Annotated in this window: 13 protein-coding genes; 12 read left to right on the forward strand and 1 reads right to left on the reverse strand. The window is 44.8% G+C overall.

The window, feature by feature from the left end:
* The first annotated feature begins 30 nt into the window (after positions 1-30).
* The 12 genes from mraY to EJN84_RS03065 all read left to right on the forward strand — a co-directional run bounded on the left by mraY (position 31) and on the right by EJN84_RS03065 (position 13,264).
* Positions 31-1,290, forward strand: a complete 1,260-nt coding sequence (gene mraY, locus EJN84_RS03010) for a phospho-N-acetylmuramoyl-pentapeptide-transferase (RefSeq protein WP_101487072.1) — start codon at positions 31-33, stop codon at positions 1,288-1,290.
* Positions 1,291-1,442: 152 nt separating this feature from the next.
* Positions 1,443-1,838: a four helix bundle protein gene (locus EJN84_RS03015; protein WP_129594047.1), complete on the forward strand. Its 396-nt coding sequence runs from the start codon at positions 1,443-1,445 to the stop codon at positions 1,836-1,838.
* Between the two features lie 39 nt (positions 1,839-1,877).
* Positions 1,878-3,215 carry a UDP-N-acetylmuramoyl-L-alanine--D-glutamate ligase gene (gene murD / locus EJN84_RS03020; protein ID WP_129594048.1) on the forward strand — a complete coding sequence of 446 codons (1,338 nt, stop codon included), beginning with the start codon at positions 1,878-1,880 and terminating at the stop codon, positions 3,213-3,215.
* A gap of 118 nt (positions 3,216-3,333) precedes the next feature.
* On the forward strand, positions 3,334-4,719 hold the full coding sequence (locus EJN84_RS03025; protein ID WP_238943909.1) for an FtsW/RodA/SpoVE family cell cycle protein: 1,386 nt from the start codon (positions 3,334-3,336) through the stop codon (positions 4,717-4,719).
* Between the two features lie 96 nt (positions 4,720-4,815).
* The gene (locus EJN84_RS03030) at positions 4,816-5,424 is read left to right on the forward strand and encodes an outer membrane beta-barrel protein (RefSeq protein ID WP_129594049.1); all 609 of its coding nucleotides are present in this window, start codon (positions 4,816-4,818) and stop codon (positions 5,422-5,424) included.
* 385 nt (positions 5,425-5,809) lie between these two features.
* On the forward strand, positions 5,810-6,571 hold the full coding sequence (locus EJN84_RS03035; protein ID WP_129594050.1) for a DUF6261 family protein: 762 nt from the start codon (positions 5,810-5,812) through the stop codon (positions 6,569-6,571).
* 99 nt (positions 6,572-6,670) lie between these two features.
* The gene (murG, locus tag EJN84_RS03040; protein WP_129594051.1) at positions 6,671-7,837 is read left to right on the forward strand and encodes an undecaprenyldiphospho-muramoylpentapeptide beta-N-acetylglucosaminyltransferase; all 1,167 of its coding nucleotides are present in this window, start codon (positions 6,671-6,673) and stop codon (positions 7,835-7,837) included.
* Between the two features lie 40 nt (positions 7,838-7,877).
* Positions 7,878-9,242 (forward strand): UDP-N-acetylmuramate--L-alanine ligase, encoded by a 1,365-nt coding sequence (gene murC, locus EJN84_RS03045; protein ID WP_129594052.1) that lies wholly within the window; start codon positions 7,878-7,880, stop codon positions 9,240-9,242.
* Between the two features lie 58 nt (positions 9,243-9,300).
* Positions 9,301-10,032, forward strand: coding sequence for a cell division protein FtsQ/DivIB (locus tag EJN84_RS03050; RefSeq protein WP_129594053.1), 732 nt, complete (start codon positions 9,301-9,303; stop codon positions 10,030-10,032).
* A gap of 104 nt (positions 10,033-10,136) precedes the next feature.
* Positions 10,137-11,465, forward strand: coding sequence for a cell division protein FtsA (ftsA, locus tag EJN84_RS03055; RefSeq protein ID WP_129594054.1), 1,329 nt, complete (start codon positions 10,137-10,139; stop codon positions 11,463-11,465).
* Positions 11,466-11,500: 35 nt separating this feature from the next.
* Positions 11,501-12,793, forward strand: coding sequence for a cell division protein FtsZ (ftsZ, locus tag EJN84_RS03060; RefSeq protein ID WP_129594055.1), 1,293 nt, complete (start codon positions 11,501-11,503; stop codon positions 12,791-12,793).
* A gap of 21 nt (positions 12,794-12,814) precedes the next feature.
* On the forward strand, positions 12,815-13,264 hold the full coding sequence (locus tag EJN84_RS03065) for a GatB/YqeY domain-containing protein (protein WP_129594056.1): 450 nt from the start codon (positions 12,815-12,817) through the stop codon (positions 13,262-13,264).
* Positions 13,265-13,351: 87 nt separating this feature from the next.
* On the opposite strand, the gene EJN84_RS03070 is transcribed toward EJN84_RS03065, so the two are convergent.
* On the reverse strand, positions 13,352-14,101 hold the full coding sequence (locus EJN84_RS03070) for an SDR family oxidoreductase (RefSeq protein WP_129594057.1): 750 nt from the start codon (positions 14,099-14,101) through the stop codon (positions 13,352-13,354).

Here is a 14,101-nt window from a genome sequence, read left to right on the forward strand (position 1 = left end):
CATTGGATTAAAAAATCAAATCATCGCGTTATGTTGTATTATCTTTTTAATTATTTGGACAAATTCGATTTTCCGGGTGCGGGGATGTTTCACTACATCATGTTTCGCACGGCAATGGCAGCACTGTTTTCATTGCTCTTTTCGATTGTAGTGGGCAAGTGGATTATCCGCAAATTGCAAGCAAAACAAATTGGCGAAACCATTCGCGATCTCGATTTGGAAGGACAGTACAGCAAGCGTGGAACACCTACGATGGGCGGTATCATCATCATTCTTTCCATTCTGACATCGATTCTTTTGTTTGGTAAACTCGAAAACATCTACGTTATTTTGATGATTGTCAGCACGATTTGGCTTGGAGCTCTGGGATTTACCGACGATTACATCAAAATATTCAAAAAGGATAAAAAGGGATTGAAGGGAAAATATAAAATTTTGGCACAAATTGGATTGGGACTGATCATTGGCATTACATTATATATGAGTCCGAACGCGGTGATGAGGGAGAACACCGAAATCAAGGGCACAGATTTTGTAGAGCAGGCCGAATTTAGAGGTGGAGAGATAAAATCGACCAAAACGACGATTCCCTTTGTGAAAAATAACAATTTCGATTATCGGTCGCTCGTATCTTTCATGGGCGAATATGCCGATGAAGCGGCTTGGATTCTGTTCATAGCCGTCGTGGTTCTGATTGTTACGGCTGTTTCCAACAGTGCCAATCTCACCGATGGGCTCGACGGGTTGGCTTCGGGCTCTTCGGCCAGCATCGGCGTGGCACTCGGATTGTTGGCTTACGTTTCGGGACGTGTCGATTTCGCCTCTTACCTTAATATAATGTATATTCCCGGAAGCGATGAGTTATTGGTTTTTGCAGCTGCTTTTGTCGGAGCGACGGTTGGATTTCTTTGGTACAATGCCTATCCGGCGCAGGTTTTCATGGGCGACACCGGCAGTCTGACGCTGGGCGGATTGATCGGCGTTTTTGCCGTGCTCATTCATAAAGAGTTGCTGTTGCCCATATTGTGCGGCGTGTTCTTTGTCGAGGCGCTGTCGGTTATCGTGCAGGTTACCTATTTCCGATATACAAAAAAGAAATATGGTGAAGGGAAACGCGTTTTCAAGATGACGCCTTTGCATCATCACTTCCAAAAGCCGGGCGACGGCAGCATCGATGCCCTCATTCAAAAGCCGTTCAAGGCACTTACCGAACCTAAAATCGTTACTCGATTCTGGCTCGTGGGAATGATTTTGGCCGTGCTGGCACTCGCTACGCTGAAAATGCGGTAAAAGAGAAGTAAGAAATAAGAAATAAGAAATAAGAAATAAGAAATAAGAAATAAGAAATAAGAAATAAGAAATAAGAAATAAGAAATAAGAAATAAGAAATAAGAAATAAGAAATAAGAAATAAGAAATAAGAAATAAGAAAGGAGTATTATAATGTCAATTTCATCTTTTCAATCGTTGATTGTTTGGCAAAAAGGTCATGAACTTGTATTGGATATCTATAGAATGACCAAAAGTTTTCCGGATGACGAGAGGTTTTCGTTAATTTCCCAAATAAGAAGGTCATCTTTATCGATAACGGCTAATATTGCAGAAGGATATCGAAAGATTGGGAAGAAAGACAAACTCCGTTTCTTCAATATATCCCAAGGTTCATTGGCTGAGACATTGAATTATATTATTCTTTCATACGATTTGGGGCTTATTTCGAAACTCGATTACTTACAATACGAAAATCAGATTGAAGAAGTTAATCGACTATTGAACGCTTATTGTTCTAAAATAGTAAATGATTCAACTAATGGAGAAGCAATTTCTTCTAACTTCTAATTTCTAAATTCTGACTTCTTTAAATAAGAATTTTCAATTATGCATTATCAATTAGTTATTCTGGGTGGTGGCGAAAGTGGCGTGGGGGCAGCCATTTTGGGAAAAGCCAAAGGATTCGACGTGTTTTTGTCGGATAGCGGAAAGCTTGACGACGAGCACCGGCAGACACTGATCGATTATCATATCGATTTCGAGGAAGGAAAACATTCCGAAGAAATTATCTTGGAGGCAGAGGAAATAGTGAAAAGTCCCGGAATACCCAACAGCGCACCTATCATGCAAAAAGTGATAGCTCGCGGCATTCATGTGGTGAGCGAAATAGAATTTGCCGGACGCTATACCGATGCCAAGATGATTTGCATTACCGGAAGCAATGGAAAAACTACCACCACGAGTCTGATTTATCATATCTTGAAGTCGGCCGGTCTCAATGTGGGACTGGGCGGAAACATCGGGGCTAGTTTTGCCCGTCAGGTGGCTGAGCAGCATTTCGACTATTACGTGCTCGAATTGAGTAGCTTTCAGCTCGATAATATGTACGATTTCAAAGCCGACATCGCCGTGCTCATGAATATCACGCCCGATCATCTTGACAGGTACGATCACGATATGCAGAAATATGTGGATGCCAAAATGCGCATCATTCGCAATCAGGCCATCGACGATGCATTCGTTTACTGGATGGACGATCCGATTGTTACCCGCGAAATCGAAAAACTGAAACCTGAAGCTACGCTTTATGGATTTCGCGAACATAAGGACGATCGCGCCTGCGCCTATACCGATAATCACAAAATTTATATTCATACCGGAGATCATATGTTTACGATGGATCAAGAGTTGCTTGCACTCGAGGGAACGCACAACCTCTACAATTCGCTGGCATCGGGCATCGTTGCCAAACTGTTGGATATCGACGACGCAAAGTTGCGCGAATCGCTCAGCGATTTCAAGGGAGTACCGCATCGACTCGAAAAGGTTGCTACCGTGCGCGGCGTGCAATATATCAACGACTCCAAAGCCACCAACGTCAATTCGTGCTGGTATGCCTTGCAGAGTATGCGCACCAAAGTGGTGCTCATCCTGGGCGGAACGGACAAGGGCAACGACTATTCCGAAATAGAAGGCCTGGTGAAGGAAAAGGCGCGCGCCCTGATTTTTTTGGGAGTGGACAATTCGAAACTGCATGCCTTTTTCGACGGCAAAGTGCCCGTCATCGAGGAGGCCAAATCGATGGAGGAAGCCGTGAGCAAGGCCTATCGGCTTGCCCAAAAAGGCGACACGGTGTTGCTCTCGCCTTGCTGCGCAAGTTTTGATTTGTTCAAAAACTACGAAGATCGCGGCGACCAGTTCAAGGAGTATGTGCGCAGATTGTAAGGCTGGCTACAAGGGGCGATGAGTTCTCCGCACGATTCGGAATTTTATTGTCCCGATTGCGATCTATTCATCACTTATAAGATAATGCAGGTAAAACAATTTAATCAGAATACAAGATATGTCGAATAAAACTGAAATATATAGCGATGACGACGATTCCGACATCATGAGTGCCGAACTTGCGTCGTCCGAACCCGGATCAAGGGTTTCGTTCTTTTCAAAAGTGTTTAAGGGCGATAAGGTGGTGTGGGCTATATTCATCATTTTGTGTGTGATATCTGTCATCGAGGTGTTTAGTGCCACCAGCACCATCGTTTATCGTCAGCACAACCAGTGGGGGCCGATTTTGCGCCATATCATGTTTTTAATCGGCGGTGTGGGCATTATTCTCCTCATTCACAACATTCCCTACCGATATTTTTCGTCGCTCATTTTCATACTCATCATTTCCGTCATTCTGCTCATCCTCACGCCGGTGATTGGCACCACCGTCAATGGTGCCGAACGGTGGATTTCCATTTTCGGATTCACCATTCAACCTTCCGAAATTGCCAAAATATCGCTTATCGGTACGATTGCTTTCCTGCTGAGTAAACAAAACGGCGAAAACGATTCCACGCTTTTCAAATGGATGGTTGGGCTGATGGTGGTGGTTTGCGGCATCATCGCGCTCGACAATCTCTCGACTGCCGTGTTGCTGTTCGGGGTATGTTTTTTGTTGATGTTCATCGGACATGTCGAGCTCATTCGCTTGGCCAAGTTGATGCTCGGAATAGCACTGTTTGCCGTTCTGTTGGTGCTGATGCTGAAAATAATGCCCGCAAGCTGGACGGAAAAAGGGCCACTGAGCCGTGCCGAAACATGGAAAAGCCGCATCGACAATTTTGGCTCTCACAAACAGCAGACCGAAGAATCGTATTTCACCATCACCGACGACAATTATCAGGTGGCACATGCCAAAATAGCCATTTCCAACGGCGGACTATTCGGGAAATTTCCCGGCAATAGTACCGAGCGCGATTTCCTGCCACAGGCTTATTCCGATTTCATTTATGCCATCATCATCGAAGAGTTGGGTCTTCTGGGCGGCGTGTTTGTGTTGCTGCTCTATGTGGTGTTGCTCATCAGGGCGGGAATGATAGCGCGCAAAACACAAAAACTCTTTCCCAAATATTTGGTGTTGGGATCGGCACTCATTTTGTCTGTCCAAGCATTTGTCAACATGGCCGTCGCTGTCAATCTCATTCCCGTCACGGGTCAGCCTCTCCCGCTCATCAGCCGAGGTGGCACATCTACGCTCATCACCTGTGCCTATTTCGGATTGATATTGAGTGCCGACCGTTTCGGAATGGGCAAGTCGAAAAAGAAATCTACCGATGATGAGGCTGCTGACCATACCGATGATTCCGATCACGATACTCCCTCGGAAACAAAGCCCGATGACGTCGTTCGCGAACCTGTCGGCCTCGAAGACAATGTGGAGTTCGAGATTATTCATGTGTAATATAAATCCGTGATTTATTGATAGCTTTACTAATCTGTCTGAGCTTTGCATTAGTTTCATGAAACGAATAGATTTATCTGTTAAACAATTTATTTTATGAAAAAAATAGCGCTTATTTTAGCCGTCTTATCGGTAAGTATGAAGATCTTTTCGCAAGCAGAAAATAATTTTGGTATGCACGTCGAGGTTGGATACGCATTTAGTTTGCCGAAAGGAGGAAATGCTAATTTTAATTATCATGGTCTGAATATTTTGGGTATGCCGGGATACCATGTATCGGAAAATTTATTTACAGGGGTTGGCATTGGCTTATATGATTACCGATATAATCCTACTATAGTGGGAGGAACGATGGATGTGGATTTTATTTCGGCTCCGATATTCATTCACGGATTATATTCATTTTTTATATATCCGAAAATTAAATCTTATGTGGGTTTAAAAATTGGATATGGTATTGTTTCCGACAAATTAAATTATACGATGGAGAATCCTAAAGCCGAATGGCAAATGGAAGCATCGGGAGGGTTATATTTGTCTCCTTCGATAGGAATTCTTTATTCATTGAATAAAAGACATATGCTTTCGCTTGGACTGTCATACGATATGCAGCAATACCGGTTGAAGAAAACGGTGGAAGCCTATGGAACTGATAGCGACGAAACAAATTCGGCTCTCGCCGTGAAAGTAGGTTGGCTCTTCTGACAATATCGAATTACGTTATTGGTAAGATATATGCTGACTTCGTGATGGAAACGCTGAGGAATACGAACATTCGAAACTCTTAGGTGGCTTTGCAGACGCGCAAAGCCCCCGAACAGGGTTAAACAAGTACTTTGCAGACATGCAAAGCACCCGAACAGGGTTGAACAAGTACTTTGCAGACTTGCAAAGCACCCAAACAAGGTTAAACAAGTACTTTGCAGACGTGCAAAGCACCTGAACAGGGTTGATCGAATGCTTTACTGATCCGAAATGCATTTGGTTCACCTTAATAACCGATTTGGAGAAGCGATGATCATTCTTTACGAAAAGAACTTGTATTTCAAATAATATAAATATATTTACTGAATATCACCAAATTACAATTATGGGAATAAAAATTTCAAACTTAAGGATGCTGACACGTTGGGAAGCTTACCAATTGTTGGCCGATGCTCTCGTTTTTGCCGAGGCTGCAAACCAATCTTCTTCCGAATTATACAAAACGGCATTAGAAAAGCTGAAAACCAAGTACGACGCTTTCGACAAGGCTCTTGTTCAGGAGCGTAGTGCTGCCCCCGAGGGATTGATTGCCGCCGACGAAGCACGCGATTACGGCATTCGTAAACTTTATGCGCTGGCAAGTGAGTATGCCGATTATCAATTCGATGCACAGCGGACTGCCGCTGCTGCTGCCGTTTTGCAAGTTTTCAAGCCTTACGGCAAAGCTTCTGAAATTGTTCGTTTGCGTCAGGACAGCGAGACCGCCGTCATCACAAACTTGTTGCAGGAACTTGACAAGGATGAAATCAAGACATACGTGTCGCTGTTAGGCTTGGATGCACTTATCGATCACATTCGTCAAAACAATGCCATCTTCGAACAATTGCAACAATCGCGACGCGACGAACAATCACAATATGTCGTCGGATTATCAAAAGCCATGCGCGACGAGGCGCTCGATGCGTTTCGCGCTTTTTGCGAAGCAGTGAATGCACTTGCTCTTGTGGAAGGCGGGGACAAGTATGCCAAACTCATCGGACAGCTCGATACCCTTATCAGTGATTATCGAAACAAAGCCTTGCAGCGTCGCGCCAAAAACGATGCTTCCGAAAAGGACGATGCAGCGGCACAGAATGAAGCAAAATAAGTTCGATTTTGTCGCATAATTTCAAAAGACGGCAAACATATATCGTGCCGTCTTTTTCTTAACTTTGTACGAGGTTTCAAAACAATACAGTCAACAAGTATGAACACGCCCGATTCTCAACTTCGGCCTTCGCGGCCTCTTCGCATCATCGTGAGCGGTGGCGGAACGGGAGGGCACATTTTTCCCGCCATATCCATTGCCAATGCCGTCAGGGAACGATGGCCCGATTCCGAAATTTTGTTTGTGGGCGCCGAGGGGCGCATGGAGATGGAGCGTGTGCCGGCTGCCGGTTACCGCATTATCGGATTGCCGGTCGCGGGATTCAACCGGAAAAATCTGCTGAAAAATATTTCCGTTCTCTTCAAATTATTGAAAAGTGTGAGGGCGGCTAACAAAATCATTGCCGATTTCCGTCCCGACATCGCCGTAGGCGTTGGCGGTTACGCCAGCGGGCCCATCCTCAAGGCCGCTTCTTCGAAAGGCATCCCTACGCTGTTGCAGGAACAGAATTCTTATGCGGGAGTTACCAACAAAATGCTGGCCGAAAAGGCTACGACCATCTGTGTGGCCTACGAAGGGATGGAACGCTTTTTCCCGAAAGAAAAAATCGTGCTCACCGGCAATCCCTGTCGTCAGGATCTGGTGATTTCGGAGGAAAACCGACGTCTGGGATACGAATTTTTTCACCTCGATCCTTCCTGTAAAACCATTCTGATGGTGGGTGGAAGCTTGGGCGCACGAACACTCAACGCCAGTTTGGTGGCAGCATTGCCCGATATCGCGCGTTCCGACGTGCAGGTGATTTGGCAGTGCGGCAAGTATTACTACGAAGATATGTCGCGATTGGAGCGCGAGGGTCGTTTGCCGGCCAACGTACGCCTCTACGATTTCGTTTCGCGCATGGATTATGCCTATTCGGTGGCCGATTTGGTGATTTCGCGTGCAGGTGCGGGCTCCATTTCCGAATTGTGTTTGTTGCAAAAACCTGTCATACTGGTGCCTTCGCCCAATGTGGCTGAAGATCATCAGACCAAAAATGCCCTTGCTCTTGTCCGTAAGGATGCTGCTATAATGATTTCGGATGCCGAAGCTCCGGCCAAACTTTTTGCTACGGCCCTCAGCCTTGTGCACGACGATGATCGGCTAAAGGCAATGAGCCTAAATATCGGACGTCTTGCTCAGCGCGACTCGGCCAAACGCATCGTGGACGAAATCGAAAAAATACTGATAAGCAGGAAGGCTCCGGAAGATAGTATGTTGAAGTGAAAATCGGATATCAACCGAAAAAAATAAATTGGCAAACATCATGGATTTCGAAAATATATACTTTGTGGGCATAGGGGGAATAGGGATGAGCAATCTTGCCCGATATTTTTTGTCGCAAGGCCGTCGGGTAGGGGGTTACGACCGTACCCGTACCGATCTTACCGAAGTCTTGCGGCGCGAAGGTGCGTTTGTTCACTACGAAGATAATATCGAAACCATTCCATTCGAATTTCTGGACAAGAGCGACACGTTGATTGTCTATACTCCGGCAGTTCCTTCATCGCATTCCGAACTGACCTGGTTTCGCCAACAAGGGTTTATCATTATGAAGCGTGCACAAGTGCTTGGCGAAATCACAAAAAACAGTCGTTCCGTCTGCGTAGCCGGCACTCATGGCAAAACCACCGTTTCGAGCATGATTGCCCACACGCTTCATCAGTCGCATGTCGATTGCAACGGCTTTTTGGGCGGCATTCTCAAAAATTATGACAATAACCTGATTTTGTCCAAGCGAAGCGACATTACCGTGGCAGAAGCCGACGAATACGATCGTTCGTTTCATTGGCTGCATCCTTGGATTGCGGTCGTTACATCGGTCGATCCCGACCATCTCGATATTTACGGCACGCCTGAGGCCTATCGCGACAGCTTCGAGCACTTTACTTCGCTTATCCGTCCCGAAGGGTTTCTGATTATGAAAAAAGGCCTCAATATTATTCCTCGCTGTCACAATTCGGTCCGCATTTTCACTTATTCCGAGTCCGAAGGCGACTATCATGCCAAAAATGTTCGCATTCGCGACGGAGCTATCAAGTTCGATTTTGTAGCTCCCGATTTAGTCATTCCCGACATTTGCCTGGGTGTGCCCGTAAAAATCAATATCGAGAACGCCGTTGCCGCTTTAGCTGCTGCCACGCTTGCGGGCGTTACGCCCGAAGAGGCACGCAGTGCCATGACATCGTTTGCCGGGACCAAACGACGCTTCGATATTCGACTCAAAACCGATAAAGTGGTTTTAATCGACGATTATGCCCATCATCCCGATGAACTTTCCGCATCGATCGAATCCATTAAAACTTTATATCCCGACAAAAAAATAACGGGTGTTTTTCAACCACATCTCTACTCGCGCACCCGCGATTTTGCGCCCGAATTTGCCCGAAGCCTTTCAAAACTCGACGAGGTGATTCTCCTCGACATCTATCCGGCGCGCGAAGAGCCGATCGAAGGGGTTACCTCCAAAATCATTTTCGACCGAATTGACAACGAGCGTAAAATTATGTGCAGCAAGGCCCAATTGCTCGACGTGTTGCGCAACCGTCCCATCGAAGTGCTGGTAACGCTCGGTGCGGGCGATATCGACCGCATGCTTCCCGATATCGAAAAAGTGTTGAAAGAGAAATGAAAGCGAAGTTTTGTCGATGGGCATAATTTTGTAAATTTGCAGTCGTAACTATCTTTTGATGAAAAAGTTTTTAATCATATTCGCATCCTTGCTTGTAACAGGATATCTGATTTTTGCGATGATTTATTTTCACGATACGTCGGGCGATCAGGTATGCAATTCTTTCGAAGTGATCGTGAAGGATAGTTCCGATACCCATTTTCTGCTTCCCGATGAAATCAGACAATTGATCAAAAACAAAGGTCTGAATCCCATCGGAAAACAAATGAAGGACATCAACACACTCGATATCCGGCAAGCGATTCTGACCAATCAGATGGTGAAATCGGCCGAAGTATATCCGGCTCAAAACGGTTCGATTATAGCTGTCGTTACGCAACGATTGCCTGTGTTGCGCATCATGTCCGATGCCGGAGACAATTACTATATCGACCGCGATCGCGAAAGAATGCCTACTTCCATTCATTACAGTGCTTATGTCCCGGTTGCAACCGGTGCAGTGAGTGAGGAATTTGCCAAAAATCAGCTGTTCGATTTTGCGGAATATCTGCAAAATCATCCCGAATGGGATGCATGGATCGAACAAATAGTGGTTACCGGCGACGATCGTGTGGAATTGATTCCTCGTGCAGGCGATTTTCGGATCGTATTGGGAACATTGGATGATTATGAGAAAAAACTCCGGAAATTTTCTGTTTTCGTCGAAAAAGGGTTGAACGTGGTGGGCTGGAATCGCTATTCGGTGATCAATCTTTCGTATGACAAACAGGTTGTTTGCACGAAAAAATAAATCATATAAATTCTCTTCGAAAAACTTCGAAGTGAGGATGAAAACAAAATCGATGTTGGGGTGTTTGAATTTACACTTATTGCAATGTCGTTGAAATAATAATTATGATACAAACAGGATTTGTTGCGGCTCTTGATTTGGGAACATCCAAAATTAAGGGCGTCGTCGGACGCATGAACGAAAACAATGTGATTTCGGTGCTGGCATGCGAAACAGTTCCGTCCAAGCAATGCATACGTCGGGGCGTGGTTTATAATGTCGAAGAAACCGGCGCGAATGTAAAAAAACTGATCAGTATGCTCGAAAATGTTATCGGACGCAATATTGCCAAAGTATATGTATCCGTTGCAGGACAATCGCTTCATACAATACCTTACCGAACTTACAGACAGCTCTCGTCTTCGGGCATAGTTACTGAAAATGTGATTAATCAACTCAATGACGAAGCACAGAAATTCAAACCGGATTTGTCGCGAAAATATGCCATTGCCGATGTGGAATATTATGTGGACAGAAAACCCGAAAAAAATCCGGTGGGCATTACTTGTTCGATGGTTGAAGCAGAATACCAGATGTTGGTGGGACGTCCTAATCTGGTGGCGAATATCGAAAAAGGGATTGTAGAACGCGCCAATGTCCGGATTGCAGGATATATTGTAGGTGCTCAGGCTTCTGCGGCTATTTCGCTTAACGATGACGAAAAAGAATTAGGATGCGTTTTTATCGATTTTGGGGCAGGAACAACCACCGTGTCTATCTATAAAGGTGGAGTATTGCGAAGAACGGTTGTTATTCCTTTCGGTGGAAAAACAATAACCAGAGATATTTGTGAGCTTAATTTTACAGAGACGGATGCCGAACAATATAAAATTAAATTTGGTAAGGCTGTCGATGGCTCCGATAATTCCCTTTTCTCTCCGTTTTCGTCTAAGTCGGATATCGATTTAGTGGAGCTCAACAAAGTTATCCGGATGCGCTTGGACGAGATCACAGCCAACATCAAGGAGCAAATTCGATTGTCGGGTTACGAAGGCCAGTTAGGAGCCGGCATTGTCATCACCGGTGGTGCTTCACAACTCAAGAACCTCGATCTGTATTTGAAAGAAAAATTCAATATGCCGGTTCGCAAAGCATCTGCCAAGAAATCATTTGTCAACAATGCTCCCGAAATAGCAAATGATCCCTCTTTTACCCAAGTATTGGGATTGCTGTTGTTCGGAACGGAAGATTGTGAAGTTGTCGAAGTGGAACCGGAAGGAGAAGAACCGGAATCGCAGACCAAATCCTCAAAGAATTTATTCGGCAAACAATCGCATCGTAACGAAGGAATAAAAACTCCCAAAAAAAGCAAAACAGATAAGAATAACAAAGGCATTAAAACCACATTGGGAGGATTTTTTTCGAGCATGTTTTCTGAAGAAGAAGACGAATAAAACAATACCAACAGATAATTTTTTTCGACCAACTTATGGAAGACAATATATTAGATTTTCAGTTGCAAAGTCGCACTAACGCTATCATCAAGGTGATCGGTGTAGGCGGTGGCGGGGGTAATGCCGTAAATCATATGTATTTGCAAGGCATTCACGATGTATCTTTTGCTCTCTGCAATACCGACAACCAGGCTCTCATGAAATCACCTGTTCCGGTGAAAGTGCAGTTGGGACAAAATACAACAGGGGGGCTTGGAGCAGGAAATAAACCCGACATTGCTCGTAAGGCTGCCGAAGAAAGTATCGATCTGATTCAGGACTTGCTGAGTGACGGCACCCGCATGGCTTTTATTACCGCCGGTATGGGTGGAGGCACCGGTACGGGAGCAGCGCCGATAGTTGCCAAAGTTGCCAAAGATATGGGAATACTGACTGTTGGTATCGTTACAATACCGTTTGTATTCGAAGGGCCTCGAAAAATTGTGCAAGCACTTAAAGGAGTTGAAGAGATTGCTTCCAACGTCGATGCTTTGCTGGTGATCAATAATGAGCGATTGCGCGATATCTATCAGGATCTGACCATGCTCAACGCCTTTGCAAAGGCCGACGATATGCTCGCCACTGCAGCCAAGAGCATAGCCGAGATTATCACTGTTCACGGACATGTAAACCTCGATTTTGCCGATGTCAATACTACGCTCAAAGATGGGGGCGTTGCCATCATGAGTCGAGGAATGGGACGAGGAAAGGATCGGGTGAACGAAGCCATTCACGATGCTTTGAATTCGCCACTTCTGAATAACAACGATGTGTTTAGTGCAAAGAAAATCCTGATCAATATTTCTTTTGGAGAAGAAAGCCCTTTGATGATGGAAGAAATGAATGCGCTGCACGATTTCATGTCGAAGTTTAGCCGCGAAATTGAAGTAATCTGGGGAACGGCTGTAGAAGAGGATTTGAAGGAAGATGTGAAGGTAACATTGCTCGCCACCGGATTTTCTATCAAAGATGTTCCCGGAATCGAAGAGCATCGCCTGGCTGAAAGTAAGGCTGAAGAACTGGAACGAAAAATACGCGAAGACGCTCAACGCGAACGCGAAAAACAAGATGCTTTGCTCATCGAAAAATATTATGGGAAAGAAGGACTTAAAACCCTTTCGACTGCCAATTTCCAACTCGATCCTTTTGTGTTGAGCATGGATGAGTTGGATGACGATAAAATTATTGAAGCATTGGAGCGAACGCCGGTGTTTAAGCGGGAACGCGACTTTAATCCGCGTACCTATTTTGCTGAGCCGCATTCGCCTTCAAATTCATTATTCGATTAAAAACAAATAAAATACGTAGTTATGAACTTGTTTGATACAATTAGCGAAGAAATTAAGAAAGCAATGCTTGCCAAGGATAAAGTTCGTCTGGAAGCGTTGCGCGGTATAAAAAAAGAATTTTTGGAAGCCAAAACAGCCAAAGGAGCAAATGATGAATTGTCGGACGAGACTGCTATAGCTATTCTCCAGAAAATGGTAAAGCAACGCAAAGATAGTGCCGATATATATACTGCGCAGGGCCGGCCCGATTTGGCTGAAGATGAAATTGCACAAATCAAAGTGATTCAGGATTTCCTGCCTTCCCAACTTACAGCGGAAGAATTGGAGGCTGCCGTTAAAAAAATTGTTGCCGAAGTAGGAGCTACTTCGATGAAAGATATGGGCAAAGTGATGGGCGTTGCTACCAAAGAACTTGCCGGCAAAGCCGAAGGGCGAGCTGTTTCGGAAATGGTGAAAAAATTGCTCGCTTGAATTTGTTCATACATCCTGTGCAGCCCGGCGCAATTGAAAATTTATTTAAAACTGCTGCGCAGGATGATGTTTTTATCATTTCGCTCTTTATACGTAAATCATTTTGCGTGTCATTCCCCCATCGACAATGAAATTTTGTCCTGTGATAAAACTATTAGCCGGGTCGAGCAGGAAAAGTGCCATTCGGGCAATATCCAACGGGTTGCCTACGCGCCCTGCAGGATGTTGAGCATGATCTTCACGGGTGAGCTTTTCCGGTTTAGCTTTCGAACTTTTTTTTATGGCCGATACATCTATCCATCCCGGACTGATACAATTGACACGTATATCGGGTCCAAGACTGATTGCCATGGAATGCGTAAGGGCATAAATTCCCCCTTTGCTTGCCGAGTATGATTCGGTATCGGGCTCTGATTGAAATGCCCTGGTCGAACACATGTTGATGATGCACCCGGTACTTTCTTTGAGATATGGAATTAAAAACTTGCTGCACAAAAATGTTCCGGTGAGGTTGGTGCTGATCGCACGATTCCATTCTTCCAAAGTGAGTTCGCTCATGGGCTTGAAAATAGCAAAAACGGCATTGTTTATTAATCCATATACGGCGTCAAATTTTTTGAGCGAAGCTCTAATCGAAGATCTTACACTTACCTGATTAGAAACATCGGTGATGAAAAATTCACAGTGACGTTTATCGAAATGAGGACGAATTTCTTCCATCGCTTCACTGTCGATATCAAATACGGAAACATTGTAGTCATTTTTTAAAAATTCTTCTGTCATAACTCTGCCGATGCCTTGTGCTCCGCCGGTGATGATGATGTGTTTTCTTGTCAT

It is taken from the genome of Seramator thermalis (assembly GCF_004138125.1).
Taxonomy (GTDB): domain Bacteria; phylum Bacteroidota; class Bacteroidia; order Bacteroidales; family Dysgonomonadaceae; genus Seramator; species Seramator thermalis.

Coding starts and splice junctions, on each gene's coding strand:
- mraY (WP_101487072.1), top strand. CDS start 31: ATGTTGTATTATCTTTTTAATTATTTGGACAAATTCGATTTTCCGGGT.
- EJN84_RS03015 (WP_129594047.1), top strand. CDS start 1,443: ATGTCAATTTCATCTTTTCAATCGTTGATTGTTTGGCAAAAAGGTCAT.
- murD (WP_129594048.1), top strand. CDS start 1,878: ATGCATTATCAATTAGTTATTCTGGGTGGTGGCGAAAGTGGCGTGGGG.
- EJN84_RS03025 (WP_238943909.1), top strand. CDS start 3,334: ATGTCGAATAAAACTGAAATATATAGCGATGACGACGATTCCGACATC.
- EJN84_RS03030 (WP_129594049.1), top strand. CDS start 4,816: ATGAAAAAAATAGCGCTTATTTTAGCCGTCTTATCGGTAAGTATGAAG.
- EJN84_RS03035 (WP_129594050.1), top strand. CDS start 5,810: ATGGGAATAAAAATTTCAAACTTAAGGATGCTGACACGTTGGGAAGCT.
- murG (WP_129594051.1), top strand. CDS start 6,671: ATGAACACGCCCGATTCTCAACTTCGGCCTTCGCGGCCTCTTCGCATC.
- murC (WP_129594052.1), top strand. CDS start 7,878: ATGGATTTCGAAAATATATACTTTGTGGGCATAGGGGGAATAGGGATG.
- EJN84_RS03050 (WP_129594053.1), top strand. CDS start 9,301: ATGAAAAAGTTTTTAATCATATTCGCATCCTTGCTTGTAACAGGATAT.
- ftsA (WP_129594054.1), top strand. CDS start 10,137: ATGATACAAACAGGATTTGTTGCGGCTCTTGATTTGGGAACATCCAAA.
- ftsZ (WP_129594055.1), top strand. CDS start 11,501: ATGGAAGACAATATATTAGATTTTCAGTTGCAAAGTCGCACTAACGCT.
- EJN84_RS03065 (WP_129594056.1), top strand. CDS start 12,815: ATGAACTTGTTTGATACAATTAGCGAAGAAATTAAGAAAGCAATGCTT.
- EJN84_RS03070 (WP_129594057.1), bottom strand. CDS start 14,101: ATGACAAGAAAACACATCATCATCACCGGCGGAGCACAAGGCATCGGC.